This window comes from Streptomyces daliensis (assembly GCF_054782395.1).
In genome coordinates, this window is record NZ_BAAGSO010000060.1 from 115,270 (window position 1) to 139,397 (window position 24,128).

The window sequence follows — 24,128 nt, forward strand, 5'->3', positions numbered from 1 at the left end:
GTGCCCGGGCGTAGTCGTAGGGTTGGCTCGACCGCCCGGACACCCCTACACCGCGAGTTGGACACATGCTGCTAACAACCGGGGGAACGACTCCCCGTCTTTCCAAGAAGTTCGCGCGCCGCGCCGCCGCCGCGCTGGTCGTCCCCATGCTGATCGCCTCCGCCGCGGCCTGCGGCAGCGAGGACGCGTCCGACTCCAAGGGCGGCGCTCCCGCCGTCACCGGCGACGCGGGCAAGAAGCCCAAGGTCGCCAAGGGCGAGGGCGACCCGCCGAAGGACCTTCAGGTCAAGGTCCTCAAGGAGGGCAACGGCGAGAAGGTCAAGAAGGGCGACGCGCTCAACGCGGACTACCTCGGCCAGCTCTGGAACGGCAAGGAATTCGACAGCAGCTGGAAGCGCGGTCAGCCGGCCACCTTCGAGATCGGCACTGGCAAGGTCATCAAGGGCTGGGACGAGGCCCTGGTGGGCAAGAAGCTCGGCAGCCGTGTCGAGATCGTCGTGCCCCCGGACAAGGGCTACGGCAAGCAGGGCCAGCCGCCCCAGATTCCCAAGAACTCGACGCTGGTCTTCGTCGTCGACCTGAAGAAGATCATGCCGAGCCAGATCGACGGCAAGGCCAGCGACGCCGAGCACAACTCGGAGCTGCCCAAGGTCAGCAGCAAGGTCGAGAAGGGCAAGGCCCCGTCCGTCGAGATGCCCGACGGCAAGGAAGAGGCGCCCGACAAGATCGTGAGCGAGACCGTGGTCGAGGGCGACGGCAAGACCGTCGACGCGAAGAGCACCGTCCTCGCGCACTTCACCGCCAAGCTGTGGAAGGGCGGCAAGCAGCTCGACGACACCTGGCAGCAGGGCGGCCCGCAGGAGATCCCGGTCTCCCAGATCCCCGGCTGGAAGGACGGCCTCAAGGGCGCCAAGGCAGGCAGCCGCGTGGTGATCTCGGTCCCGAAGGACGAGTTCCCCAAGGAGCAGCAGAAGCAGTTCAAGTCCGGCGTCGTCTTCTCCGTGGACGTGCTCAACGTCAGCTAGCGCCCGGCAGGAGAGTCCGGCGGGTCCGTCAGGCCGTCAGGGGTGAGGGGGGCGCGGCGCGCCCCCCTCACCCACCTTTCCTCCGCCTCGCCGGAGCGCTTCCAGGCTGGTCGCGCGCGGTGCTCCCGCGCGTGGCAGACTGGCGCAGTTGTCCGAAAGATACGTTCGTAGGAGCCATTCGTGAGCATCGACAAGCCCGAGGTCGACTTCCCCGAGGGCGAGCCGCCGGCAGACCTGGAGATCGTCGAGATCTGGGAGGGCGACGGGCCGGAGGCCAAGGCGGGCGACAATGTCGCCGTCCACTACGTCGGCGTCTCCTTCTCCTCCGGCGAGGAGTTCGACGCAAGCTGGAACCGCGGCAAGCCGCTCCAGTTCCAGCTCGGCGCCGGACAGGTCATTCCCGGCTGGGACAAGGGCGTGCAGGGCATGAAGGTCGGCGGGCGCCGCCGGCTGACCATCCCGGCCCACCTCGCCTACGGCGAGCGCGGCGCGGGCGGGGGCCGGATTCAGCCGAACGAGACGCTGATCTTCGTTTGCGACCTGGTCTCCGTCTGAGCGACGGCCGGTACACGTCCGAGGGCCCCGCGGCTGCCGCGGGGCCCTCGGTCCGTTCCGGGGCGGTCTGTTCCGGGGCGGGGAGGGGCGCCGGGCCCTTCCCGCGCTCTCCCGGGCACCCCTCCGCACCGGCGCTCTCCCCGGCTGTACCCTTCGCTTTTGCCGGGCGTTGCCGGAGCGGTACGGTCAACTGCCGAGAGCAGCATGAGAGAGGGCAAGAGGGATCCCATGGCGATTGCCAAGGCCGAGCGGCTGATGAACCTCGCGCTGTGCCTCCTGGGAGCCCCGCGCCCGCTCACCAAGCGTGAACTGCGCGATTCCATCGAGGCGTACATCGAAGCGGGCGGCGACGACTCCTTCAACCGGATGTTCGAGCGCGACAAGGACGACCTGCGCGAGCTGGGCCTCGTCATCGACACCGTGGAGAACCTGGACGGCGAGACCGGCTACGTCGCCCGGCGCGACAGCAACCGCCTCCCTCCCGTCACGCTCGACGCCGAGGAGGCCACGGCGCTCAACCTCGCGGCCCGCGTCTGGCAGCAGGCCAGGCTCGCCGGGGCAGCGAGCGGGGCGCTCCAGAAGCTGCGCGCGGCCGGAGGCATGCCGCAGCAGCCGGAGGGCACGGAGGGCGATTCCGGCGCGAGCGGTGCGGACGGTACGGGCGCCGCCGGCGGTGCGGGCGGCGCGTCCGCGGGCCAGGCGGCGCAGCCGCACAGCACCCTGGAGCCCCATATCCCGGCCCGCGAGGCCGCTTTCGAGCCGCTGATGCTCGCGTGCCGCGACCGCCGTCCCGTCGTCTTCGACTACCGCAAGTCCAACGCGGCGCACCCCGAGCGCCGTCAGGTCGAGCCGTGGACGCTGGAGTGCTGGCGCGGGCACTGGTACCTCGCGGGCTACGACCGGGACCGGCAGGCCGAGCGCGTCTTCCGGATCTCCCGCATCACCGGTTCCGTCCGGTCCCGCGCCGGTGCCTTTACGGCGCCCGTGCCCGACCAGGTCACCGTCCGTGAGACCGTCGAGCGGTTCGCGGGCGAGAGCGCCTCGCGCAGCGCCCGTATCCGCCTGCGGTCCGGTTCCGGATACCCGCTGCGGGCCCGTGCGACAGAGGCGCGGGAACTGGGCGGCGAGTGGACGGGCTGGGAGGAGCTGGAGGTGCCCTACGGGCACGGTCTGGACGCCTGGCTCGTCGAATTCGGCGCCGATGTGATCGTGCTGGAGCCCGCTGAGCTGCGGGCCGACGTGCTGGACCGGCTGCGCGCCGTGGCCAAGGGCTGAGGGGAAGACGTACGGCATGGCATCGAACGCCATCGACCAGACACGCCGGATGCTGTCCCTGGTCACCTATCTGCGCGACCGGCCGGGGGCCCGCGTCGAGGACGTGGCCCGCGCCTTCGGCATCAGCACGGACGAGCTGATCTCGGACCTCAATGTGCTGCCGATGTGCGGCACCAGCTTCCGGGGCGGCGATCTGCTGGAGATCGACACCGACGGCGAGCGGATCTGGTGGCGCAACGCGGAGGCGCTGGGCAGCGACACGGCCCAGCCGCTGCGGCTGGCCGCCGACGAGGCCACGGCCCTGCTGGTCGCCGCGCGCGCCGTGGCGACCCTGCCGGGGCTGCGCGAGAGCGACAGGGACGCGCTGCGCCGGGCCACCGCGAAGCTGGAGGAGGCGGCGGGCGAGAGCGCCGGTGCCAGCTCCCGGCTCTCGGTGACCTTCGAGTCGGAGGGCGGGGTCTTCGCGGCCGTCGACCGCGCGCTCGCCGAGCGCCGGAGGCTCTGGATCCGCTACTACTCACCGGCGCGCGACGAGCTGACCTCGCGCGAGATCGACCCGATCCGGCTGTTCGCCGTGGGCCACACCTACGTCGAGGCGTGGTGCCGCCTCTCCGAGGCGCGACGCACCTTCCGGCTCGACCGCGTCGCGGAGATCCAGTTGCTGGACGAGACCGCCGATCCGCCGCCCATGGAGCTGCGCGATCTGAGCGAGGGCCTGGTCCAGCCCGCGGCCGAGGACCCCGAGGTCGTGGTGGAGGTCGGTCCCGGCGGGCGCTGGGTCGCGGAGTACTACCCGCACGACAGCGCCGAGGAACTGCCCGACGGCGGGCTGCGGATCACGCTCCGTACGCCCGACCCCGCCTCGCTGCGGCGGCTCGCCCTGCGGCTCGGGCGCGACGGGCGCATCACCGAGCCCGCCGAACTGGCGGCCAGCGCCCGCGAGGCGGCCCGGCTGGCGCTGGCGGCGTACGGGGAGTGATCCCGGCCACCCGTGGGGTGCGCCGCGCGAGTGATACGGCCCACTCGGGTGACGGGGGCGCGTCGCGGGCGTGGCGCGTTCCGTGCACCCGGGCGGGTGGGCGCCGTGACCCTCGGGTTCCGCTTGGCCGATAGGCTTCCCGCATGCTCTGGCCCATGTTCTTTCTCGCGCTCGCCTTCTGCGGAATCGCCGTGCTCGGCGTGCTGGCCGTCCGGGTCGGGCTGGAGGTGAGGCGCTTCTCCCGTGCCGTCGGGGACAGCGCGGAGCGGATCACGCTGGCCGCCGAGGACCTGGAGCGCGCGGCGCTTCCGCTGGCCGGGCGCGCCTCGCGCGCGACCGTACGCCCTGCTCCGACGACCCGTGCGGATTCCGCCGATCGTTGACGGCGCTCTCCAGTCTCGTACGGACGACCGGTACGCTGCTGTATGCGGCGTCTGTGATACGTGGTGGCGGTAATCAGGAGTACGCACGGGCATTGCCCCGCGTTCACTCCCCAGGGTTACGATCGCTGTCAGCACGACAGCATGACGCAGCCAGTCCGAATTCATACGGCAGGCACGGAAACACGCCGCCCCGGCGAGAAGGTAGTGGCACATGATCGCAGGTCTGAAGCCCATGGAGATCGTTCTGATCCTCCTGGTCATCCTGCTGCTGTTCGGCGCCAAGAAGCTCCCGGACATGGCCCGTTCGCTGGGCAAGTCGGCCCGCATCCTCAAGAGCGAGGCCAAGCAGATGAAGAAGGAGGGCGCGAGCGAGGACACCGAGGCGGGCAAGTCCACCGACGCCGAGCAGTCCGCGCCCCGGACCATCCAGGCGGCACCGGGCGATGTCTCGACGTCGCGTCCCGTGAGCGAGCCGGCCGCGCAGCAGCAGTCGAAGCAGAGCTGACGGCAGCCGAAGCGGAGCCGATCGACGGCCGGTCCGAGAACCGGCATGTGACCGGGTGAATGCCTCCTTCAAGGCTTCCCCGGCATCTTCTGGTAATTCCGACACTTCTGACAACGAGGACACGGGTTGCTCAAGTCCGCCCGCACAGAGGGTAAGCAGCAGAAGGACCCCGAGGGGCGGATGCCGCTCGCGGAGCACCTGCGGGAGTTGCGCAACCGTCTGATGAAGTCGGTGCTGGCGATTCTCGTCGTCTGCGTTGTCGCGATGATCTACTACAAGCAGATCGCCGACTTCCTCACCGACCCGGTCCGTGACTCCGTCGGCTGCACCAAGGGCTTCGGCCAGGCGGCCCAGGACGGCGAGACCTGCGCCGAGATCACGATCAACGGTCTGATCGCGCCCTTCACCATCATGCTGAAGGTGGCGCTGACCGCCGGTGTCGTCGTGGCCTCCCCGGTCTGGCTCTACCAACTGTGGGCGTTCCTCGCGCCCGGTCTGCACAGCCACGAGAAGAAGTACGCGCGCAGCTTCGTCGGCGCGGGCGTGCCGCTCTTCCTCGGCGGCGCCTACCTCGCGTATCTGGTCCTCCCCGCCGCCGCCAAGGCGCTGCTCGACTTCAGCCCCGACGGCACAGGCAACCTGATCCCGCTGGACGACTTCCTCGACATCGTCACCCGGCTCGTCGTCGTCTTCGGGCTCGCCTTCGAGCTGCCCCTGCTGCTCGTCCTGCTCAACCTCGGCGGCATCCTCAAGGGCAAGCAGCTTCTCGGCTGGTGGCGGGTCATGGTGCTCTGCATCACGATCTTCTCGGCCATCGCCACGCCCACAGGCGACCCGCTGACCATGGGCGCGCTCGCCGCTCCCATCGTGCTCCTCTACTTCGGCGCCGTCGGCGTCTGCCTCTTCAACGACCGCCGCCGCGCGAAGAGCGACCCCTACGCGGGACTGGACGACGACGAGGCGTCCGAGCTGGACATCCCCGAGGCGATCGGCACCTCCGAGTCCGTGCCGTCCCCGCGCGCGCTGCCCGAGGGCGAGAACGGCTCAGGCAACGGTGACGGACGCCAGGGCCCGAGCGGCCGGAACGGTTTCGACGACGCGACCTGATCCGGTACCGTCCGCGCGTGACCAGCGAGATCACCCTCTTCGTCAACCCGACGGCAGGCCGCGGACGCGGCGCCCACGCGGCACAGCCCGCCGCGCACGCACTGCGGGAAGCGGGTTTCGCGGTACGCACCGTGGTCGGAAGCGAAGCGCCTGACGCACTCGCCCGCGCCCGCGAGGCCGTCGCAGGCGGCACCGGAGCTCTCATAGCCGTCGGCGGCGACGGCATGGTCTCCCTCGCGCTCCAGGCCGTCGCCGGTACGGGCACCCCGCTCGGTGTTGTCGCCGTCGGCACGGGCAACGACTTCGCGCGCGCGAGCGGGCTCCCCGTGCGGGCCCCAGCCGAGGCGGGCCGCGTGATCGCCCGCGCGCTCAAGGGAGGCTGCGGCCGGGAGATCGACCTGGCCCGCGTCACCCGCGTCCCCGCTTTCCCCGGCCCGCGCGGCGCGGGCGACACGCCGGGGCCCGAGACCGGTCCGGCCGACCCAGCCGGCCCGGAAGCGGACGGTCCGGAATCCGTCGGCACGCCGCAGGACCCCCTCGCGGGCGCAGGGGAGCGACGGCACTGGTTCGGCACCGTCCTCGCCTCCGGCTTCGACTCGCGCGTCAACGACCGCGGCAACCGGATGCGCCACCCGGCCGGACGGCTCAAGTACGACCTGGCCATGCTCGCCGAGCTGGCCGCCCTGCGCACCGTCCCGTACCGCCTCACCCTCGACGACGGCGAGGGCGGCGAGGCCAGGCGGATCGTGGAGACCGAGGCCGTCCTGGTGGCCGTCGGCAACGGCTCCTCGTACGGCGGCGGCATGCGCATCTGCGCCGACGCGTCGATGACGGACGGGCTCCTGGACGTGACGGTCGTCGGCGCCTGCTCCCGCACCACGCTGCTGCGGGTCTTCCCCCGCGTCTACAAGGGCACCCACCTAGGGGGTGTCGTCAACGTCCCGTCTGGGCCGCGGCGTCTGGCACGCACACTCGCGACGTTGTCGGTCGTCAGCGCAGCCCGCTGCGCTTTCCTCCCTCCGCCTTGCGATTGCACGCACCAGACGCCGTGGCCCCCGGCCTGGCGGCCGGACGACGCTACGTTGACGACACCCCCTAGCCATCCGGCCGTCACCGTCCACCGGGTGCGCGCGGTGACGGTGGAGGCGCGCGACGTGACCGCGTACGCGGACGGGGAGCCGCTGGGCGCGCTGCCGCTGAGGGCCGAGGCGGTGCCCGGAGCCGTGCGTCTCCTCATGGGCGATTAAAGATCGTGATCTGTGTCAGAGGTGGCCGGTAGTCTCGTAGACACGATGACCGAGGACCTGTCCCCAGCAGAGCGATACACCGAGGCTCGGAGGCGCGCAGCCGAGCAGGCCACCGCTCTCGCCCCCTTCCGTGACCTGTACGACTTCGATCTCGACGCGTTCCAGGTCGAAGCGTGCCAAGCCCTCGAAGCCGGAAAGGGAGTGCTGGTCGCGGCGCCGACCGGCTCCGGCAAGACGATCGTCGGCGAGTTCGCCGTCCATCTGGCCCTGACGCAGGGCCGCAAGTGCTTCTACACCACCCCCATCAAGGCGCTGTCCAACCAGAAGTACAACGACCTGGCCAAGCGCTACGGCGCGGACAGGGTCGGCCTGCTGACGGGCGACAACAGCGTGAACTCGGACGCCCCGATCGTCGTCATGACGACCGAAGTGCTGCGGAACATGCTCTACGCCGGTTCGCAGGCCCTCGTCGGCCTGGGCTATGTGGTCATGGACGAGGTGCACTATCTCTCCGACCGCTTCCGTGGTGCCGTCTGGGAAGAGGTGATCATCCACCTTCCCGAGTCGGTCACCCTGATCTCGCTGTCGGCCACCGTCTCGAACGCGGAGGAGTTCGGCGACTGGCTGGACACCGTACGCGGCCACACCGAGGTGATCGTCTCCGAGCACCGGCCCGTGCCGCTGTGGCAGCACGTGCTCGCCGGGCGGCGGATGTACGACCTCTTCGAGGAGAAGGGGGACAAGCGGGAGGTCAATCCGGACCTGGTGCGGATGGCCAGGATGGAGAACAGCCGCGTCGGGCCGCGCGAGCGGCAGCGGGGCCGCCCCAAGCGGGAGGCGGACCGCGAGCGCGAGCGGCGGCAGCGCTCCCGCGTCTGGACGCCCAGCCGCGCCGAGGTCATCGACCGCCTGGACTCCGAGGGCCTGCTGCCCGCCATCACCTTCATCTTCAGCCGCGCCGGCTGCGAGGCGGCCGTCCAGCAGTGCCTCTACGCCGGACTGCGGCTCAACGACCAGGCGGCCCGCACCCGCGTGCGCGAGATCGTCGAGCAGCGCACCGCCGACATCCCGGACGAGGATCTGCACGTCCTGGGCTATTTCGAGTGGCTGGAGGGCCTGGAGCGGGGCATCGCGGCGCACCACGCGGGCATGCTGCCGACGTTCAAGGAGGTCGTCGAGGAGCTGTTCGTGCGCGGCCTGGTCAAGGCCGTCTTCGCGACCGAGACGCTGGCGCTGGGCATCAACATGCCTGCCCGCTCCGTGGTCCTGGAGAAGCTGGTCAAGTGGAACGGCGAGCAGCACGCCGACATCACCCCGGGCGAGTTCACCCAGCTCACGGGCCGCGCCGGGCGCCGCGGCATCGACATCGAGGGGCACGCCGTCGTCCTGTGGCAGCGCGGCATGGACCCGGGCGCGCTGGCGGGTCTCGCGGGCACGCGGACGTATCCGCTGCGCTCCTCCTTCAAGCCGTCGTACAACATGGCCGTCAATCTCGTCGGCCAGTTCGGGCGGCACCGCTCGCGGGAGCTGCTGGAGACCTCGTTCGCGCAGTTCCAGGCGGACCGCTCCGTCGTGGGCATCTCGCGCCAGGTGCAGAAGAACGAGGAGGGTCTGGAGGGCTATCGCGGCTCGATGACCTGCCACCTGGGCGATTTCGAGGAGTACGCGCGGCTGCGCCGTCAGCTCAAGGACCGCGAGACGGAGCTGGCCAAGCAGGGCGCCGTGCAGCGCAGGGCCCAGGCGTCCGCCTCGCTGGAGAAGCTGAAGCCGGGCGACGTCATCCATGTGCCCACGGGCAAGTTCGCCGGGCTGGCCCTGGTCCTCGATCCGGGCACCTCCGGGGGGCGCAGCCCGAGCCACCGGCAGGGCTGGGACCCGTATCAGGACGGCCCGCGTCCGCTCGTGCTCACCGCGCAGCGGCAGGTCAAGCGGCTGGGCTCGGTCGATTTCCCGGTGCCCGTGGAGGCGCTGGACCGGATGCGGATCCCCAAGTCCTTCAACCCCCGCAGCCCGCAGTCGCGCCGTGATCTGGCCTCGGCGCTGCGCACGAAGGCGGGCCACCACGAGCCGGCGCGCCACCGCAAGCAGCGCTCCGAGGCGGCCGACGACAGCGAGATCACACGGCTGCGCACCGAGCTGCGGCAGCACCCCTGCCACGGCTGCGACGAGCGCGAGGACCACGCGCGCTGGGCCGAGCGCTATCACCGGCTCAAGCGGGACACCCGTCAACTGGAGCGCAAGATCGAGGGGCGCACGAACACCATCGCGCGCACCTTCGACCGCGTCTGCGGCGTGCTGACGGACCTCGGCTATCTGCGCGGTGACGAGGTGACCGAGGACGGCCGCCGTCTCGCCAGGCTCTACGGCGAGCTGGACCTGCTGGCCTCCGAGTGCCTGCGCGACGGTGTCTGGGAGGGCCTGCCGCCCGCCGAGCTGGCCGCCTGCGCCTCCGCGCTGGTCTACGAGGCGCGTTCCAACGACGACGCGCTGCCGCCCAAGCTGCCGGGCGGCCGTGCCAAGACCGCGCTGGACGAGATGGTCCGCATCTGGGGCCGTCTCGACGCGCTGGAGGAGGAGCACCGCATCCAGCAGACCGAGGGCGTGGGCCAGCGCGAGCCGGATCTCGGCTTCGCCTGGGCCGCCTACCGCTGGGCCGAGGGCCACGGCCTGGACGCGGTCCTGCGGGACGCGGACATGCCGGCCGGTGACTTCGTGCGCTGGTGCAAGCAGTGCCTCGACGTGCTGGGGCAGATCGCGGCGGCGGCCCCGGAGGGCGGCACGGTCGCGAAGAACGCCCGCCGTGCCACCGACGCGATGCTGCGCGGCGTCGTCGCCTACTCCAGCGTGGGCTGAGCCTGCTGAGCTGCGGGCCCGGCGTGTGCCGTCGGGTCGTGCGCCGTCTGGCTGTGGCTGTGGCTGTGGTGTGCCGCGTCCCCGTTCCGCTCCGGCGGCGCGGGGACGCGGCGCTTCATGTTCCGTAGCGGCAGGAAGACGGCGAGTCTTCACCGACGAGATCCCGACCAGGTGCGAGGAGATCATGCGGGGCGTTGTGCACGAAGGTGAACGCGCAGCTGCGGGGGTTCAACGGCGAACGCGACCACGTCCACCTGCTCATCCACTACCCACCGCAGGTCGTGCCGTCGACGCTAGTCGGCCCGCTCAAGGGCGTCTCGGCGCACTACCTCCGCGAGGAGTTCCACGGCCACAACAAGCGGTAGCTGTGCGGCGATCACTTCTGGTCCCCCAGCCCAGAGGGGAACGCGGAGTTCAACTTGCCGCCCGGAGCGCGATGTTGACCAGGTGCGGGGGCGACGGCATGTTGAGCCCGTATCCGCCCCCTGACGGGAGACACACGTGCGCCGACACCTCAGCGACCACCGGAACCACCTGACCGGCCGGACCGGTTCCGCTCTCACACCCCGTACCGGCACGGCCCGCGCACGGGCCAGACCCGTGCTCCGCGGCTGGCTCCGCGCCGCGACCGCGCTCGCCGCCGTCGCGGCGCTGTCGTCGGCGGCCCAGGCCGCGCCCCCGCGCCACGGGCACGGGCACGGGGGCGACCCGGCGGGCTCACTGCGCCTCACCCAGGTGCAGTCCATGGCCACGCACAACAGCTACCACCGCGAGGCGTCCTTCGCCGAGCAGCAGCTCATGAGCCAGTACGACCCCAACTTCCAGACGCTGCTCTACAGCCACGCGTCCCTGCCCGTGCAGTTCGAGCGCCAGCGGGTGCGCGGCATCGAGCTGGACGTCTTCCCCGACCCCGACGGCGGGCTCTACGCGGACCCGCTGATCCAGAAGCAGGCCGGACTGCCCCCGCTCACCGATCCCGACTGGAAGAAGCCGGGCTTCAAGGTGATGCACTGGGGCGACTTCGACTACGGCACGAGCTGTGTGACGCTCACGGGCTGTCTGAAACAGGTCAAGAAGTGGTCGGAGAGCAGCCCGGGGCACGTCGCCGTGCCGATCCTGCTGGAGCTGAAGCAGACCGACCCGCGGCTGGAGGAGCGGGGCGGCGCCAAGAGCCCGCCCTGGGACACGGCGATGCTGGACGCGCTCGACGCCGAGATCCGCTCCGTCTTCCCCGACGAGGACACCGTCACCGCCGACGACATACGCCACCGGGGCGAGACCCTGGAGCGGTCCGTGCTCAAGCGCGGCTGGCCGAAGGTCGCCGACACCCGGGGCAAGACGATGTTCTTCATGGACAACGACGACCCGAAGCTCCAGGACGCCTACCGCGCGGGCGGGCGCGAGAGCCTTCAGGGCCGGGTGCTGTTCACCGACTCCGAGCCGGGGCGCGCCGACGCCGCCTTCATGAAGGTCAACGACCCGACCGGTGCCAACAAGGCCGTCATCCAGGACCTGGTGAAGCGGGGCTACTACGTGCGCACGCGCTCCGACGTCCCTCTGACGCAGGCGAGCACGGGTGATACGCGCATGCTGCGGGACGCGCTGGAGTCCGGTGCCCAGATGGTCAGTACGGACTTCCCGGTGCCGGGGATGGCGGCGCGCTACGGGTCCGACTACGTCGCCGAGCTGCCGCCGGGGAGCGGGCCCGTGCGGTGCAACCCGGTCACGACGACCGGGCACCGTTGCCCCGGAAACCGGCTGGAACGCTGACCCGACACGGAACGGAACGCCGACGCCGCACCTGGGGCGCCGACGCCGTGGGGCGGCCGGTCGGGCGACGGCCCCAGGCCGGGCCGTGCCGCCCCCCTCTCCGCGTCGCGCGGGATCAGCCCTGCGCCGCGCCCGCGCGCTCCGCCCCGCTCTCCTGCTCGGCTTCCACCTGCGCGTTCCACTCCTGCTTCGACGCCTGCCAGCCGTCCTCGTTGTGGCCGACGCGCCAGTACCCGGAGATGGAGAGCTGCTCGCGCGTCACCTCGCGCTCCAGGCGCAGGTGGCGGCGCAGCTCCTTCACGAAGCCCGCCTCGCCGTGCACGAACGCCTGCACCTGTCCGGGCGGGAACTCCAGCGCGCGCACGGCCTCCACGAGCCGCTGGCCCACGGGCGCCGAGCCGCGGTGCAGCCACGTCACCTGCGCGCCCAGCGGCGCGTCCAGCTTCTGCTCCTCCTCGGGGCCCTCGACCTCGATCAGCGCGTGCACGGGCGCCCCGGCGGGCGCGGCCTCCAGCGAGGCGGCGATGGCGGGCAGCGCGCTCTCGTCGCCGACGAGCAGGTGCCAGTCCGCGTCGGCGCCGGGCGAGTAGGCGCCGCCGGGGCCGAGGAACCTGATCTCGTCGCCCGGCTGGGCCTTGTCTGCCCAGGGGCCCGCGAGGCCCGCGTCGCCGTGCACCACGAAGTCGATGGTCAGCTCGCGGGCTTCAGGGTCCCAGCGGCGCACGGTGTACGTGCGGGTGACGGGCCACTGGTGGCGCGGGAAGTCGGCGCGGATCTGGGCCATGTCGAAGGGCTCGGGGTAGGTGACGTCCGGCAGCGGGAAGAGCAGTTTGACGTAGTGGTCGGTGTGCTCACCGGCGGAGAAGTCCGCCAGTCCCTCGCCGCCGAGGACGACGCGCACCATGTGCGGCGTCAGGCGTTCCGTGCGCGTCACCCGCGCGCTGTGGAGCTGGGGCTTCTTGCGTGCCGGACGTTCTGCCACGGTGGCCTCCCTGAAGCGCTGCGGCGATCACTGGTTAGGTTTACCTAACCTAACACCTCAGTCTGTGTGTGCGGAGACCTCCTCACGCCTGTTCAAGTGTGGACAGCAGCCTCTCCAGCGAGCCGCCGAGCCCCCAGCGCTCGCCGAGGCGCGCCAGCTCGTCCGCGTCGCGCGGGCGCGCGGGCAGCGCCGGGTCGAACTCCGGGAGCGCCACATCGTCCGCGACGCGCACCACCTTCGGGGCCACGGCGATGTACGGGCGTGCCTCGTCCAGCTTCTTGCGCTGCGACGGGGTCAGCTTGGCGCCGGGGTCGTCGACGGCGGCCATGATCCCCGCGAGGTCCCCGAACGCGTCCAGCAGCTTGGCCGCGGTCTTCTCGCCGATGCCGGGCACGCCGGGCAGCCCGTCGCTGGGGTCCCCGCGCAGCAGGGCCAGATCGACATAGCCGGAGCCGTCCACGCCGTACTTCTCGCGCAGGGCCTCCCCGTCGTAGGCGGCGAGGGTCCCCACGCCCTTGACCGGGTACAGGACGCGGACGCCGCGCTCGTCGTCGATGAGCTGGAAGAGGTCGCGGTCGCCGGTGACGATGTCGACGGGGCCCGTCGCGCGGGCGGTGAGGGTGCCGATGATGTCGTCGGCCTCGTAGCCCTCGGCGCCGACCCGGGCGATGCCCGCCGCGTCGAGCACGGCCTCGATCACCGGGACCTGGGGCGAGAGCGTGTCGGGGATCTCCTCGGCGTCGGCGCCTCCGGCGACCTCCTCGGCGACGCGGTGCGCCTTGTAGGTGGGGATCAGATCGACCCGCCACTGGGGGCGCCAGTCGAAGTCCATGCAGGCCACGAGGTCGTCGGGGTGGTGGTCGCGGACGAGTCTGGTGATGAAGTCCAGCAGCCCGCGCACGGCGTTCACGGGCGTCCCGTCGGGGCTCCTGACGGAGTCGGGCACTCCGAAGTACGCGCGGAAGTAGAGCGAGGCGGTGTCGAGGAGCATGAGGCGGCGCGCTGTTGTGGTCACGCCCCGATGATGCCGTATCCGGTGGCGCCGTTACGGGTGCCCGCCGATGCTGCGCGGGTGCCCGCTGATGCCGTAAGGGCGCCCGCGAATGCCCGAAAGCGGCGTTCAAGTGTGCGCACGGAGAGCGTTCTCCAAACACGCGGACGCATGTGACTCACGTCACCAAGGTGTTTACAAGCCATTCCCGGGGGCAGGTGCGCACGCGGACCGGCGTCCGTGTCGCCTACATCGATTTCGTAAGGTGTGTATTTGTCCGGTAGGCCCGGATGACGGTCGGCGACCCGCCAGCGGGGGAGGCGGGTCGTTTCCCGTTCCGCGACTTCGAGAGGTATATGTGTCAAGGCTGCAAGCCGAGAACCTGTACAAGGTCTTCGGCAAGAAACAGAACGAGGCGGTGACCCGGCTCGAAGCCGGTGCCGACCGCGACGAGCTGCGTGCCGAGGGCACCACGGCAGCCGTGATCGACGCCTCCTTCGAGGTCGAAGAGGGCCAGATATTCGTCGTCATGGGCCTCTCCGGATCCGGTAAGTCCACGCTGCTGCGAATGCTGAACGGCCTGCTCGAACCGACGTCGGGCCGGGTGCTCTTCGACGGCCAGGACATCACCCATCTCAGCCCCCGTGACCTGCGCGCCGTCCGCTCGAAGAAGATCAGCATGGTCTTCCAGCACTTCGCGCTCTTCCCCCACCGCAGCGTCATGGAGAACGCCGCCTACGGCCTGGAGGTCCAGGGCGTGCCCCGCGAGGAGCGCCAGCGGCGCGCCGTCGAGGCGCTGGAGCTGGCCGGGCTCAAGGGCTGGGAGAACTCCTGGCCCGACGAGCTGTCCGGCGGCATGCAGCAGCGCGTCGGCCTCGCCCGCGCCCTGGCCACCGACGCCGACCTGCTGCTCATGGACGAGTCCTTCAGCGCGCTCGACCCGCTGATCCGCCGTGATATGCAGGACCAGTTGCTTGAGCTTCAGCAGAAGCTCAAGAAGACCATCGTCTTCATCACCCATGACCTGAACGAGGCCATGCGCCTGGGCGACCGCATCGCCGTGATGCGCGACGGCCTGATCGTCCAGAACGGCACAGCCGAGGACATCCTGGTCCGCCCGGCGAACGACTACGTCGCCTCCTTCATCCAGGACGTCGACCGCTCCCGCGTGCTCACCGCGGGCTCGATCATGGGCGACGCCGAGCCCGTGGACGCGGCGGCCGTCCAGGACGCGCCCGCCTCCGGCTCCGGCGACGACGCGCACGCCCCCGACGCGCACGCCACCGTGACGGCGGAGACCCCCATAGCCGAACTGTTCTCGCCGTTCTCCGTCAGCGACGACGCCGTCGTCGTGACGGACGCGGCCGGAACCCCCGTCGGCGTCATCGACCGCGAGCGGCTGCTGGCAGCCCTCGCCGAGGAGCCCCAGGTCAACGGCGGCAACGGTGCTGACGGCGCCGTCGGCGCCACGGACACCGCGGCCACCGGCAGAGCCGATGACGAGCCGAAGGACGCAGCAGAGGTGACCGCACGTGCCTGAGTTCCATCCCGGTGACTGGGTCGAGAAGGCCGTGGACTGGCTCCAGATCCACCTCGGCTGGCTCTTCGACTTCGCCACCACCGTTCTGACCGGCCTGAACGACGGCATCAACGCCGTACTCGGCGCGGCCGACCCGCTGATCATGGCGGGCATCTTCGCCGTCATCGCCTTCTGGCTCCGGGGGCTGCTCCCCGCCGTTCTCGCCTTCGTCGGGTTCGCGGTCGTCGACTCCTTCGGACTGTGGGACGACGCGATGCTGACGCTGTCGCTCGTCCTCGCGGCGGCCGTCATCACCATCGTGATCGCCGTGCCGCTCGGCATCTGGGCGGCGCGCAGCGACAAGGTCAGCGCCACCGTGCGCCCGGTGCTCGACGTCATGCAGACGATGCCGGCGTTCGTGTACCTGATCCCCTGCGTGATGTTCTTCTCCGTCGGCCCGACCCCGGGTCTGCTGGCGACGATCGTCTTCTCCATGCCGCCCGGCGTGCGGATGACCGAGCTGGGCATCCGCCAGGTGGACAGCGAGCTGGTCGAGGCGGCCGAGGCGTTCGGCACCCGCCCCAAGCACACCCTGACGCGGGTGCAGTTCCCGCTGGCGCTGCCGACGATCATGGCCGGTATCAACCAGGTCATCATGCTCGGCCTGTCCATGGTCGTCATCGCCGCCATGGCCGGTGCCCCAGGGCTGGGCGAGCGCGTCTACTCCGCCGTCACACAGCTCCAGATCGGCCTCGGCGTCGAGTCCGGCATCGCGGTCGTCATCCTCGCCGTGTACCTGGACCGCATGACGGGCGCCCTCAACCAGCGTGTCTCCCCGCTCGGCCGCCGCGCCGCGGCCAAGGCAGCCGCGCTCATGGGCCGGATGCGGTTCCTGAACTACAAGCCGGGCACCGCGGTCGCGATGTGCGGTGTCGTGGTGCTCGCGCTGATCGCAGGCGGCATGAACGTCGCGAACAGCGGCGGCGACGACGCGCAGGCCGCCGGTGCGAACGTCGGCAAGGGCAAGCAGATCAACATGGGCTACATCCCGTGGGACGAGGGCATCGCCACCACGTACCTGTGGAAGGAACTGCTGGAGCAGCGCGGCTACAAGCCCAATGTGAAGCAGCTCGACGCGGGCCCGCTCTACACCTCGCTCGCGCAGGGCAAGACCGATTTCCAGACGGACGCCTGGCTGCCGACGACGCACGAGCAGTACTGGAACAAGTACAAGGACAAGCTGGAGGACCTGACCGACTGGTACGGGCCCACCTCGCTGGAGCTGACCGTCCCCTCCTACGTCAAGGGCGTCGAGTCGCTCGAAGACCTCAAGGGGAAGGGCAAGGAGTTCAACGGGAAGATCATCGGCATCGAGTCCAGCGCCGGTGAGATGAAGATCCTGAAGGAGAAGGTCCTCAAGGACTACGGCCTCAAGGGCGAGTACAAGGTCGTCTCCTCCTCCACCTCCTCCATGCTGGCCGAGCTGAAGCGCTCCATCCAGAAGAAGGAACCGGTCGTCGTCCCGCTCTGGTCCCCGCACTGGGCGTACAACGCGTACGACCTCACCAAGCTCAAGGACCCCAAGGGCTCCTTCGGCAAGGGCGAGAAGCTGCACTCCGTGGCCCGCAAGGGCTTCAGCAAGGACGAGCCGACGGTCGCCAAGTGGCTGAAGGACTTCAAGCTGAAGGAGAAGCAGCTCACCTCCCTGGAGAACGAGATCCAGAAGGCGGGCCAGGGCAAGGAGCAGGACGCCGTCCGCACCTGGCTCAAGGACCACCCCGGAGCCCTCGACAAGTTCGCGCCCGTGCCCGGCGGCAGCGGCGGTACGCAGAAGGGCAAGGACGCGGGCAAGTCCGTCAACATCGGGTACTTCCCGTGGGACGAGGCCATCGCGACCACCCACCTGTGGCAGAACATCCTTGAGGACCGCGGCTACAAGCCCAAGCTCAAGCAGCTCGACCCGGGACCGCTCTACACCTCGCTCGCGCAGGGCCAGATGGACTTCCAGACGGACGCCTGGCTGCCGACGACGCACGAGCAGTATTGGAAGAAGTACAAGGACAAACTCAGTGATCTGGGTTCCTGGTACGGGCCCACCTCGCTGGAGCTCTCGACGCCCGAGTACGTCGACGGCATCGACTCCATGGAGGACCTGAAGGGCAAGGGCGACACCTTCGGCCACAAGATCACCGGCATCGAGTCCAGCGCCGGTGAGATGAAGATCCTCAAGCAGGTGCTCAAGGACTACGGCCTGGACAAGGAGTACAAGGTCGTCTCGTCCTCCACCTCCTCGATGCTGTCCGAGGTGGACCGCTCGGTAAAGCAGAAGAAGCCCGTTCTGGCCGTGACCTGGTCGCCGCACTGGGTCTACAGCAAGTACCCGATGAAGAAGCTCCACGACCCGAAGGGCTCCTGGGGCGAGGGCGACGAGATCCGCGTCACCGGCAAGAAGGACTTCGCGAAGGACTTCCCCGAGCTGGCCGGGTGGCTGAAGGACTTCAAGCTGTCCGAGAAGGACCTCGGCTCCCTCGAAGCCGCCATCCAGGAGGGTGGCAGCGGCAAGGAGAAGCAGTCCACGCGCAAGTGGATGGACGAGCACCCGGGCATCGTCGACAAGCTCGCGCCTGTCGGCAGCTGACCCCCTCCCAGGTCGGCGCCTCCCCCCCTGGCGCCGACCGCCCCGGCCGGGGCCCGGCCGCACACCCCTCACGGGGCATGCGGCCGGGCCCCGGCTTTTTGGTGTGTGCGCTGTGAGCGGAAATTCGGATGACTCGACGGGGTGCCTTCTTCTACTCTCTTTCATGTGAGCGGAAACGCCTTCCGGTGCGAAGGCGACGGGTACTTCGGCTGATTTGGGTTCGATTCCCTGAAGCACCCCGCGAAAGCGGAGTGCTGTCCCCGTCGTCGCCTCTGACCTCGGAAGACGTCTCCGGCGCACACGGCGCCCGGTGCGCTGGCCGCGGATACTTCCTCCTTATAAGACACCGCAGCCGCATTCCGATCTCGGGCGCACTGAATTAACGGGGGAAAAGATGAGCAAGTTCAACAGGAAGGTAAGGAACACCGATAAGGACAACACGACGTGGGAGGGCAGCGCGTCGTATGTCCGTGATCCGCGGTCGGAGCTGGTGCTTCTGGCCGCGGTCAACATGGTCGGTGAGCAGACGTTCTACGAGGAGGCGGGTGAGCGCGATGCGCGCTTCACCCGCCTCGTGCGGTCCGTCGCCGTCGAGCACGGCGAGTGGACGACGCGGTTCGTGACGTGGCTGCGCGGCGAGGCGCAGATGCGCAGCGCGTCCCTCGTCGCCGCCGCCGAGGCCGTGCACGCCCGGCTGGCCGCCGGGCTGCACGGCGGCAACCGCGCCCTCGTGGACGCCGCCTGCGCCCGCGCCGACGAACCGGGCGAGTTCCTCGCCTACTGGACCGCGCGGCACGGCCGGGCCCTGCCCAAGCCCGTGAAGCGCGGCCTGGGCGACGCGGTGCGGCGGCTCTACGGCGAACGGTCCCTGCTGAAGTACGACACCGACGCGCACGCGTTCCGCTTCGGCGACGTCCTGGAGCTGATACACGCCGCGCCCGACCCGGCCAAGCCGTGGCAGGGCGCGCTGTTCCAGCACGCGCTGGACCGTCGGCACGGGCGGGCGTCTGGCGTGCCGGAGGAACTGCCCGTGATGCGGGCGCGCGCCGAGCTGTCGGCGATGCCGGTGGTGGAGCGTCAACTGATGCCCACCCAGCCGGACGGCCCCGAGGTGCTGAGGGGGGCGGGCATGACCTGGGAGGCGCTCGCCGGGTGGCTCCAGGGACCGATGGACGCGGCGGCCTGGGAGGCGGTGCTCCCGTCCATGGGGCTCATGGCGCAACTGCGCAACCTGCGGAACTTCGACGAGGCCGGGGTCTCGGACGAGGCGGCGCGGCTGGTCATGGACCGGCTGTGCGACCCCGCGGAGATCGCCCGCTCGCGCCAGTTCCCCTACCGCTTCCTCTCCGCGTACCGCGCGGCACCCTCGCTGCGCTGGGGCCACGCACTGGAGCGGGCGCTGGACGCCGCCACGTCGAACGTCCCGGCACTGCCTGGGCGCACGCTCGTCCTCGTCGACGCGTCGGGCTCGATGCGGGGTTCTGTGTCGGGGCGCTCGAAGGTGCGGCACGCGGACGTGGGCGCACTGTTCGGCGTCGCGCTGGCACACCGGGGCTGCGACGTCGAGCTGTACGGCTTCGCCGACCGCCCCTTCCGGCACGAACTGACGCCGGGCGGCTCCGTGCTCGGCGGCATCGAGAGCTTCTGCGCGCGGATCGGCGAGGTCGGCTACGGCACGGAGACGGTCGCGTCGCTGCGGGCCACGTACCGGGGCCACGACCGGGTGGTGATCGTCTCGGACATGCAGGCGTTCGCCGACTGGTCGGCCGCCGGACGGCGCGGCGAACGGAACACCCCGGTCTCCGAGGCGATCCCGGCCCACGTCCCGATGTTCGGCGTCAACACGACGGGCTACGCCCAGGCGTCGATCGCCCCCGACACCCCGAACCGCTACGAGATAGGCGGCTTCAGCGACAAGCTGTTCACGATGGTCGGGCTGCTGTCCGGGGTGGGGGAGCGGCGATGGCCCTGGGAAGCGGTGGACGTGCGGGACGGCGACGTCTGAGGGGGTGGCCCTCGCCGGGTGGTGAGGGCCGCACCGTCAGAGCTGCGTTACGAAGTGGTGCCAGGTGTCCCGGCCGATGGTGAGGGCGGGGCGGGTGGTGTCTTTGCTGTCTCGTACGCGTACGGCGGCGTCGGGGACGTTGTCGGCGACCTCGATGCAGGCGTCATTGGTCTCACCTGAGTACGAGCTTTTCCGGAAGGTGTAGGTCACTGCGTGGGCCTTTCGCTTGCCGCTTCTGTGCCCTTCCGTCAGAGCTGCGTGACGAAGTGGTGCCAGGTGTCTCGGCTGATGGTGAGGGCGGGGCGGGTGGTGTCTTTGCTGTCCCGGACGTGGATGGGGGCGTCGGGGATGTTGTCGGCAACCTCGATGCAGGCGTCGTTGGTCTGTCCCGAGTACGAGCTTTTCCGGAAGACATGTGTCACTGCGTGTGCCTTTCGATTGCCGCTTCGATGTGCTGCGTTGAGGCCCGTGCTGAGAGCGAGTCTCCGTGGATACGATCGTAGACCCGCTGATACTGCGCCACCTGGTCCGGTTCCTTGGTCACCGCGCCACAGGTGAATCCTTCCGTGTAAGCCAGCCTCGTGCCATCCGGCATGGTGAGCAGGCTCAAGTAGCCGGTAACTACGGGTGAGTTGAAGGGCAGGATGCTGAGGTTGATGTGGGGCAGCCGGTTCAGTTCGAGCAGGCGCTCCAGTTGGTGCCGCATGGCCTCGGGAGGCATCCCCCAATCCCTGTGCAGTACGGCCTCATCGAGGGTGCACCACAACCATGGAGGCTTCGTGCGGCCCCAAATAAGGTCCTGCCGTTCCATTCGTCCTGCGACGAACGACTCGATGTCGGCCGGATCTCCGGCCTGACCAGCGATCATGTTGGCTCTGGCGTAGTCCTCGGTCTGGAGCAGTCCGGGGATGTGAGCGGAGAACTCGTGCATGCTCTCCGCGAGGAGTTGCTGGCGCATGAAGCCGCTGGCGTAGTCCTGCACCTGGCTCCCGTCCAGGAGCCGCAGCAGGTTCACGAGTTCGTTGCCGAGGCCCAGGACGACGCCCAGCCGTTTCGCCAGGTCCCGGGTGGGCACCTCGTTGCCCCGTTCGATCTCCGAGATCAGCGAACCCGAGGCGAACACCTTCTGGCCCAACTCGGTCTGTTTCCAACGGCGTTCCATGCGCGCGTCACGGATACGGGAGCCGATGAACGCCTCGATGGATTCGCCCGGATCGATCTCACGCAGGGCGGGCATATGCCTCACTCGTTCCAGGGGTAGCGGACTGTAACCGAAACGCTTTCAGAGTAACCGTCCACTTGTGAGCCTGGTCACTAAACCCGACCAGTGACCAGGAGCAACCACGTGGCGATCCCATCCCTCGAACCGCACCGGCAGCCGGGCCCTCCTCCAGGGGAGGGGCAGCCGCGATGAGCCGCATGACCCTGCGCGTATCGCGCGACTCCGGCCGGACATGGGGACCGACGCACGTCGTTGAGGAACACCCTCCCGACCCCCGCGTACTGCCGGACTCCTGGTTCAAGCTCCCTCCCGAACTGGAACCCTGCGAGTGCCCGCGCTGCCGGGTCCGGCCCGTCCGCTTAGACGCTCCGCTGACCCGTCTCGACGTTGTGGTCTACTGCGGTTCCCTCAGCGCACTCGTCATCGCGCTGCTCGTGGGCATCGGCACGGGCCGCTGAGTGCTCGCGGTTCGCGGGCGTACGGTGCCGGTATGGCGAACACCCCCACCCGCACCGTGCGGCGCGTGGTCTCTCTCGTGCCCTCCCTCACCGAGGCGGTCGCCGCCACCGGGCCCGAACTGCTCGTCGGCGCGACGGACTGGTGCAGTCACCCCGAAGGGCTGGACGTCGCCCGTGTGCGCGGCACCAAGAACCCCGACCTCGCACGGATCTCCGCGCTCGCTCCCGATCTCGTCATCGCCAACGAGGAGGAGAACCGTCCGGCCGACCTCGCCGCGCTCCGCGCGGAAGGCATCGACGTGCTGGTGACCGAGATCCGCGACGTGCCCCAGGCGTTCGCCGAGCTGGAGCGGGTGCTCACGCGCGGGTGCGGGCTCGGCAGGCCGGGGTGGCTGGACGAGGCCGAGGAGGCGTGGGGCGCGGCGCGCGCGGAGTTCGACGTGCGGGCCGTCGTGCCCGTGTGGCGCAGGCCGTGGATGGTGCTGGGCCGCGACACCTTCGCGGGCGCGCTGCTCGACCGGCTCGGGGTGCGCAACGTCTACGCGGAGCACCCCGAGCGCTACCCCCGCATCCCCCTCGCGGAGCTGACGGCGCCGGGTCGCGCGGATGTGGCCGTACTGCCCGACGAGCCGTACGCGTTCTCCGCCGACGACGGCCCCGAGGCGTTTCCAGGGCTGCCCTCCGCACTCGTCAGCGGGCGCCATCTCACCTGGTACGGGCCCTCGCTCACCGAGGCGCCCGCTCTGCTGGCCGGGGCGCTGCGAGCAGCGCTCCGGTGACCAGTCCCCGTACCGTCCCCGCGCAGGCGGCGCACCAGGCGAGGACCAGCGCGACGTAGAGCGCGAGCGCCAGCCAGCCCAGCGCCGCAAGGCCCGTGTGCCGTGCCAGCGATGCCGCGCCCGTGACACAGGTGCCCACCGGGAAGGTGAAGGCCCACCACGTCATCGCGAACCCCATCCCAGCGCGCGCAGCCCGCACCACCATCGCCGTTGCCAGCGCCAGCCACAGCAGCGCGAAGCCCGTCACCGGAACCCCGTAGAGCACCGCCGCCGAGGCGAAGGTGCCCGGTGCCGCGTCCGCGAGGTTGCCCATGGCCGTGGTGGACTGGCCCAGCGGCCCGAGCACCAGGAAGAGCGTCGGCGTCAGGGCCGGGGGCGGCGCCCCGTGGTGCATCAGGCGAGCGAAGACGACGGGCAGGATCATCAGCGTCGCCAGCAGGCTCATCCCGAACAGCGCGAAGCAGCCGAGCAGCATCGCCAATCGGGGTTGCCCCGGCGGCAGATGGAGCGCGAGCTGCGGCCCCAGCGCCGCCGAGACCATGGGCGCGACGACGGGCAGCAGCCACACGGGCGAGGCCGAGCCCGGCTCGATCCTGTGCCGCACCACCATCAGATACGGCACGGCCGTCGCGGTCACCAGCGCCAACGCGGTGCCCACGGACCACAGGGCCGCGTCCAGGGCGAGACCGCCAGGCACCCCGGCCGCCAGGGCGCCGCCGCCCACGGCGAGGAGCGCCATCGAGAGGCAGCCGTAGAAGGGCGCGACGGACGGGTCGCGCAGATGGGTCCTGGCCTGGTCGGTGTGGCGCAGCCAGTGCGCGGCACGCGCGACGAGCAGTGTCACGAGCGCCAGCGCGGACAGCGCCCACACGGCGGCGAGCACCGGGTCCGGGACCCGCACCGGCAGTGCGGCGCCCGCGGTGGCGAGGATGGCGGTGCCCATGACCGACGCGTACCAGTTGGGGCCGAGGTGGCGGACGGAGGGCCGGGCGGGGGAGACGGGGGACCGGAAGGAGGCGGTGTCCCGGCGGCCGGGGTGCCGGACGTCGGCATGGACGAGAGCGGTCATCTCCGCACGGTCGCAGCAGCGCACGGCTCCGACCAGCCCCTTCGCCCCTATGAGGCCATAAGCCCGGGTTATGTGCTGCTGCCCCCACCGCCTCCGCGTCGTGCGCGCAGGACGCTGTCGTGGGTGTGGTGGGTGCCGACGGGTGCCGGGGTGACACGTGGGCGGGTCTCGTTGGCCTCGACGGCCCATGCGGGGCCGGTGAGTTGAGGGAGAAGGCGGGCGATGTCGTCGGCCTGGTAGTAGTCGGCGGGGTCGGGGCCGCCGTCCTGGCGCGGCGGCAGGTCCGTGAGTACGTGGGTGGCGAACAGGAACGTGCCTCCGGGCGCGACGGCGTTCAGCAGGCCGCGCAGCGCGGTGTGACCGGGTCGACGCCTGAGCGGGAAGTAGTGGACGGACACCAGGCCGAAGGCGTCGGCCGGGGGTGGTGTGGTGAGCAGGTCCGTCCGCTCCCAGGACACGCTGCCCCGGACATCCGTAGCGGTGGCCGTGTCGGTGGCGGCGGCGCGGCGCAGGGCCACCTCGGAGACATCGGCCGCGGTGACGTGCCACCCGCGCCGGGCCAGCCACAGCGCGTCGCCGCCCTCGCCGCACCCCACGTCGAGCGCCCGGCCAGGTGGCAGATCCGCCGCCTCGGCCACGAGCACGCCGTTGGGGTTGCCGCTGAACACCTGCTCGCGGCTGCGGTACATCGTGTCCCAGCGCTGAGCTTCCATGTCGTCCATGTCACGTGGTCCTTCTTGCCGGTGGGTTCGCTACTTCCGACGCC

22 protein-coding genes and 3 pseudogenes are annotated in these 24,128 nt (G+C 70.5%); 17 read left to right on the top strand and 8 right to left on the bottom strand.

The window, feature by feature from the left end; all coding sequences use genetic code 11:
* The first annotated feature begins 65 nt into the window (after positions 1-65).
* From ACYVOO_RS14035 to ACYVOO_RS14080, 10 genes and pseudogenes are all read left to right on the top strand, one after another.
* Positions 66-1,025, top strand: a complete 960-nt coding sequence (locus ACYVOO_RS14035) for an FKBP-type peptidyl-prolyl cis-trans isomerase (RefSeq protein ID WP_461016000.1) — start codon at positions 66-68, stop codon at positions 1,023-1,025.
* Positions 1,026-1,205: 180 nt separating this feature from the next.
* Complete coding sequence (locus tag ACYVOO_RS14040) at positions 1,206-1,580, top strand: FKBP-type peptidyl-prolyl cis-trans isomerase (RefSeq protein WP_453345011.1); 375 nt, start codon at positions 1,206-1,208, stop codon at positions 1,578-1,580.
* A 228-nt stretch (positions 1,581-1,808) separates the two neighbouring features.
* Positions 1,809-2,190 (top strand): annotated as a pseudogene (locus tag ACYVOO_RS14045) (helix-turn-helix transcriptional regulator); the annotation flags it as partial.
* Between the two features lie 98 nt (positions 2,191-2,288).
* Positions 2,289-2,855: pseudogene (locus ACYVOO_RS14050) on the top strand (helix-turn-helix transcriptional regulator); the annotation flags it as partial.
* A 16-nt stretch (positions 2,856-2,871) separates the two neighbouring features.
* Positions 2,872-3,834 carry a helix-turn-helix transcriptional regulator gene (locus ACYVOO_RS14055; protein WP_453345013.1) on the top strand — a complete coding sequence of 321 codons (963 nt, stop codon included), beginning with the start codon at positions 2,872-2,874 and terminating at the stop codon, positions 3,832-3,834.
* A gap of 143 nt (positions 3,835-3,977) precedes the next feature.
* Entirely contained in the window at positions 3,978-4,217 is a 240-nt protein-coding gene (locus tag ACYVOO_RS14060; RefSeq protein ID WP_461016001.1) for a hypothetical protein, read from the top strand.
* 211 nt (positions 4,218-4,428) lie between these two features.
* A complete protein-coding gene (tatA, locus tag ACYVOO_RS14065) occupies positions 4,429-4,722 on the top strand; it encodes a Sec-independent protein translocase subunit TatA (RefSeq protein ID WP_453345015.1) in 294 nt (97 codons plus the stop codon).
* A 126-nt stretch (positions 4,723-4,848) separates the two neighbouring features.
* Positions 4,849-5,829, top strand: a complete 981-nt coding sequence (gene tatC, locus ACYVOO_RS14070) for a twin-arginine translocase subunit TatC (protein WP_461016002.1) — start codon at positions 4,849-4,851, stop codon at positions 5,827-5,829.
* A gap of 17 nt (positions 5,830-5,846) precedes the next feature.
* The gene (locus ACYVOO_RS14075) at positions 5,847-7,076 is read left to right on the top strand and encodes a diacylglycerol kinase family protein (RefSeq protein ID WP_461016003.1); all 1,230 of its coding nucleotides are present in this window, start codon (positions 5,847-5,849) and stop codon (positions 7,074-7,076) included.
* Between the two features lie 45 nt (positions 7,077-7,121).
* Positions 7,122-9,929: a DEAD/DEAH box helicase gene (locus tag ACYVOO_RS14080; RefSeq protein WP_461016004.1), complete on the top strand. Its 2,808-nt coding sequence runs from the start codon at positions 7,122-7,124 to the stop codon at positions 9,927-9,929.
* On the opposite strand, the gene ACYVOO_RS14085 is transcribed toward ACYVOO_RS14080, so the two are convergent.
* Entirely contained in the window at positions 9,911-10,048 is a 138-nt protein-coding gene (locus ACYVOO_RS14085; RefSeq protein ID WP_461016194.1) for a hypothetical protein, read from the bottom strand. The genes ACYVOO_RS14080 and ACYVOO_RS14085 overlap by 19 nt on opposite strands.
* A 17-nt stretch (positions 10,049-10,065) precedes the next feature.
* On the opposite strand from ACYVOO_RS14085, the pseudogene tnpA reads away from it, so the two are divergent.
* Positions 10,066-10,291: pseudogene (gene tnpA / locus ACYVOO_RS14090) on the top strand (IS200/IS605 family transposase); the annotation flags it as partial.
* A 139-nt stretch (positions 10,292-10,430) separates the two neighbouring features.
* Positions 10,431-11,699 (top strand): phosphatidylinositol-specific phospholipase C1-like protein, encoded by a 1,269-nt coding sequence (locus tag ACYVOO_RS14095; RefSeq protein WP_461016005.1) that lies wholly within the window; start codon positions 10,431-10,433, stop codon positions 11,697-11,699.
* A gap of 115 nt (positions 11,700-11,814) precedes the next feature.
* Here the strand turns inward: ACYVOO_RS14095 and ACYVOO_RS14100 are convergent, their stop codons facing one another.
* Positions 11,815-12,681 carry a siderophore-interacting protein gene (locus ACYVOO_RS14100; protein WP_461016006.1) on the bottom strand — a complete coding sequence of 289 codons (867 nt, stop codon included), beginning with the start codon at positions 12,679-12,681 and terminating at the stop codon, positions 11,815-11,817.
* Between the two features lie 82 nt (positions 12,682-12,763).
* Positions 12,764-13,672: a 5'-3' exonuclease gene (locus tag ACYVOO_RS14105; RefSeq protein WP_461016172.1), complete on the bottom strand. Its 909-nt coding sequence runs from the start codon at positions 13,670-13,672 to the stop codon at positions 12,764-12,766.
* A 358-nt stretch (positions 13,673-14,030) separates the two neighbouring features.
* On the opposite strand from ACYVOO_RS14105, the gene ACYVOO_RS14110 reads away from it, so the two are divergent.
* The 3 genes from ACYVOO_RS14110 (at position 14,031) to ACYVOO_RS14120 (ending at position 19,834) form a co-directional block, all read left to right on the top strand.
* Positions 14,031-15,212: a quaternary amine ABC transporter ATP-binding protein gene (locus tag ACYVOO_RS14110; RefSeq protein ID WP_461016007.1), complete on the top strand. Its 1,182-nt coding sequence runs from the start codon at positions 14,031-14,033 to the stop codon at positions 15,210-15,212.
* The gene (locus ACYVOO_RS14115) at positions 15,205-17,829 is read left to right on the top strand and encodes an ABC transporter permease/substrate binding protein (RefSeq protein ID WP_461016008.1); all 2,625 of its coding nucleotides are present in this window, start codon (positions 15,205-15,207) and stop codon (positions 17,827-17,829) included. Before ACYVOO_RS14110 ends, ACYVOO_RS14115 begins: the two co-directional genes overlap by 8 nt.
* 394 nt (positions 17,830-18,223) lie before the next feature.
* Positions 18,224-19,834, top strand: coding sequence for a TROVE domain-containing protein (locus ACYVOO_RS14120; RefSeq protein WP_461016009.1), 1,611 nt, complete (start codon positions 18,224-18,226; stop codon positions 19,832-19,834).
* 36 nt (positions 19,835-19,870) lie between these two features.
* Here ACYVOO_RS14120 and ACYVOO_RS14125 read toward each other — a convergent pair whose 3' ends face one another.
* From ACYVOO_RS14125 to ACYVOO_RS14135, 3 genes are read right to left on the bottom strand one after another with little or no spacing between them, the layout of a single operon-like run.
* Positions 19,871-20,044, bottom strand: coding sequence for a DUF397 domain-containing protein (locus tag ACYVOO_RS14125; protein ID WP_461016010.1), 174 nt, complete (start codon positions 20,042-20,044; stop codon positions 19,871-19,873).
* Between the two features lie 38 nt (positions 20,045-20,082).
* Positions 20,083-20,256, bottom strand: coding sequence for a DUF397 domain-containing protein (locus ACYVOO_RS14130; protein ID WP_461016011.1), 174 nt, complete (start codon positions 20,254-20,256; stop codon positions 20,083-20,085).
* The gene (locus tag ACYVOO_RS14135) at positions 20,253-21,071 is read right to left on the bottom strand and encodes a helix-turn-helix domain-containing protein (protein ID WP_461016012.1); all 819 of its coding nucleotides are present in this window, start codon (positions 21,069-21,071) and stop codon (positions 20,253-20,255) included. The genes ACYVOO_RS14130 and ACYVOO_RS14135 overlap by 4 nt, the downstream gene beginning before the upstream one ends.
* A gap of 173 nt (positions 21,072-21,244) precedes the next feature.
* Here ACYVOO_RS14135 and ACYVOO_RS14140 point away from each other — a divergent pair, with 173 nt between their 5' ends.
* Complete coding sequence (locus ACYVOO_RS14140) at positions 21,245-21,514, top strand: hypothetical protein (protein ID WP_461016013.1); 270 nt, start codon at positions 21,245-21,247, stop codon at positions 21,512-21,514.
* A 32-nt stretch (positions 21,515-21,546) separates the two neighbouring features.
* Positions 21,547-22,293, top strand: a complete 747-nt coding sequence (locus tag ACYVOO_RS14145) for a helical backbone metal receptor (RefSeq protein ID WP_461016014.1) — start codon at positions 21,547-21,549, stop codon at positions 22,291-22,293.
* On the opposite strand, the gene ACYVOO_RS14150 is transcribed toward ACYVOO_RS14145, so the two are convergent.
* Both ACYVOO_RS14150 and ACYVOO_RS14155 read right to left on the bottom strand, forming a co-directional pair.
* Positions 22,241-23,362 carry a TDT family transporter gene (locus ACYVOO_RS14150; protein ID WP_461016015.1) on the bottom strand — a complete coding sequence of 374 codons (1,122 nt, stop codon included), beginning with the start codon at positions 23,360-23,362 and terminating at the stop codon, positions 22,241-22,243. The two genes, ACYVOO_RS14145 and ACYVOO_RS14150, sit on opposite strands and share 53 nt — an antisense overlap.
* A gap of 68 nt (positions 23,363-23,430) precedes the next feature.
* On the bottom strand, positions 23,431-24,075 hold the full coding sequence (locus ACYVOO_RS14155) for a class I SAM-dependent methyltransferase (RefSeq protein WP_461016173.1): 645 nt from the start codon (positions 24,073-24,075) through the stop codon (positions 23,431-23,433).
* Positions 24,076-24,128 lie beyond the last annotated feature (53 nt).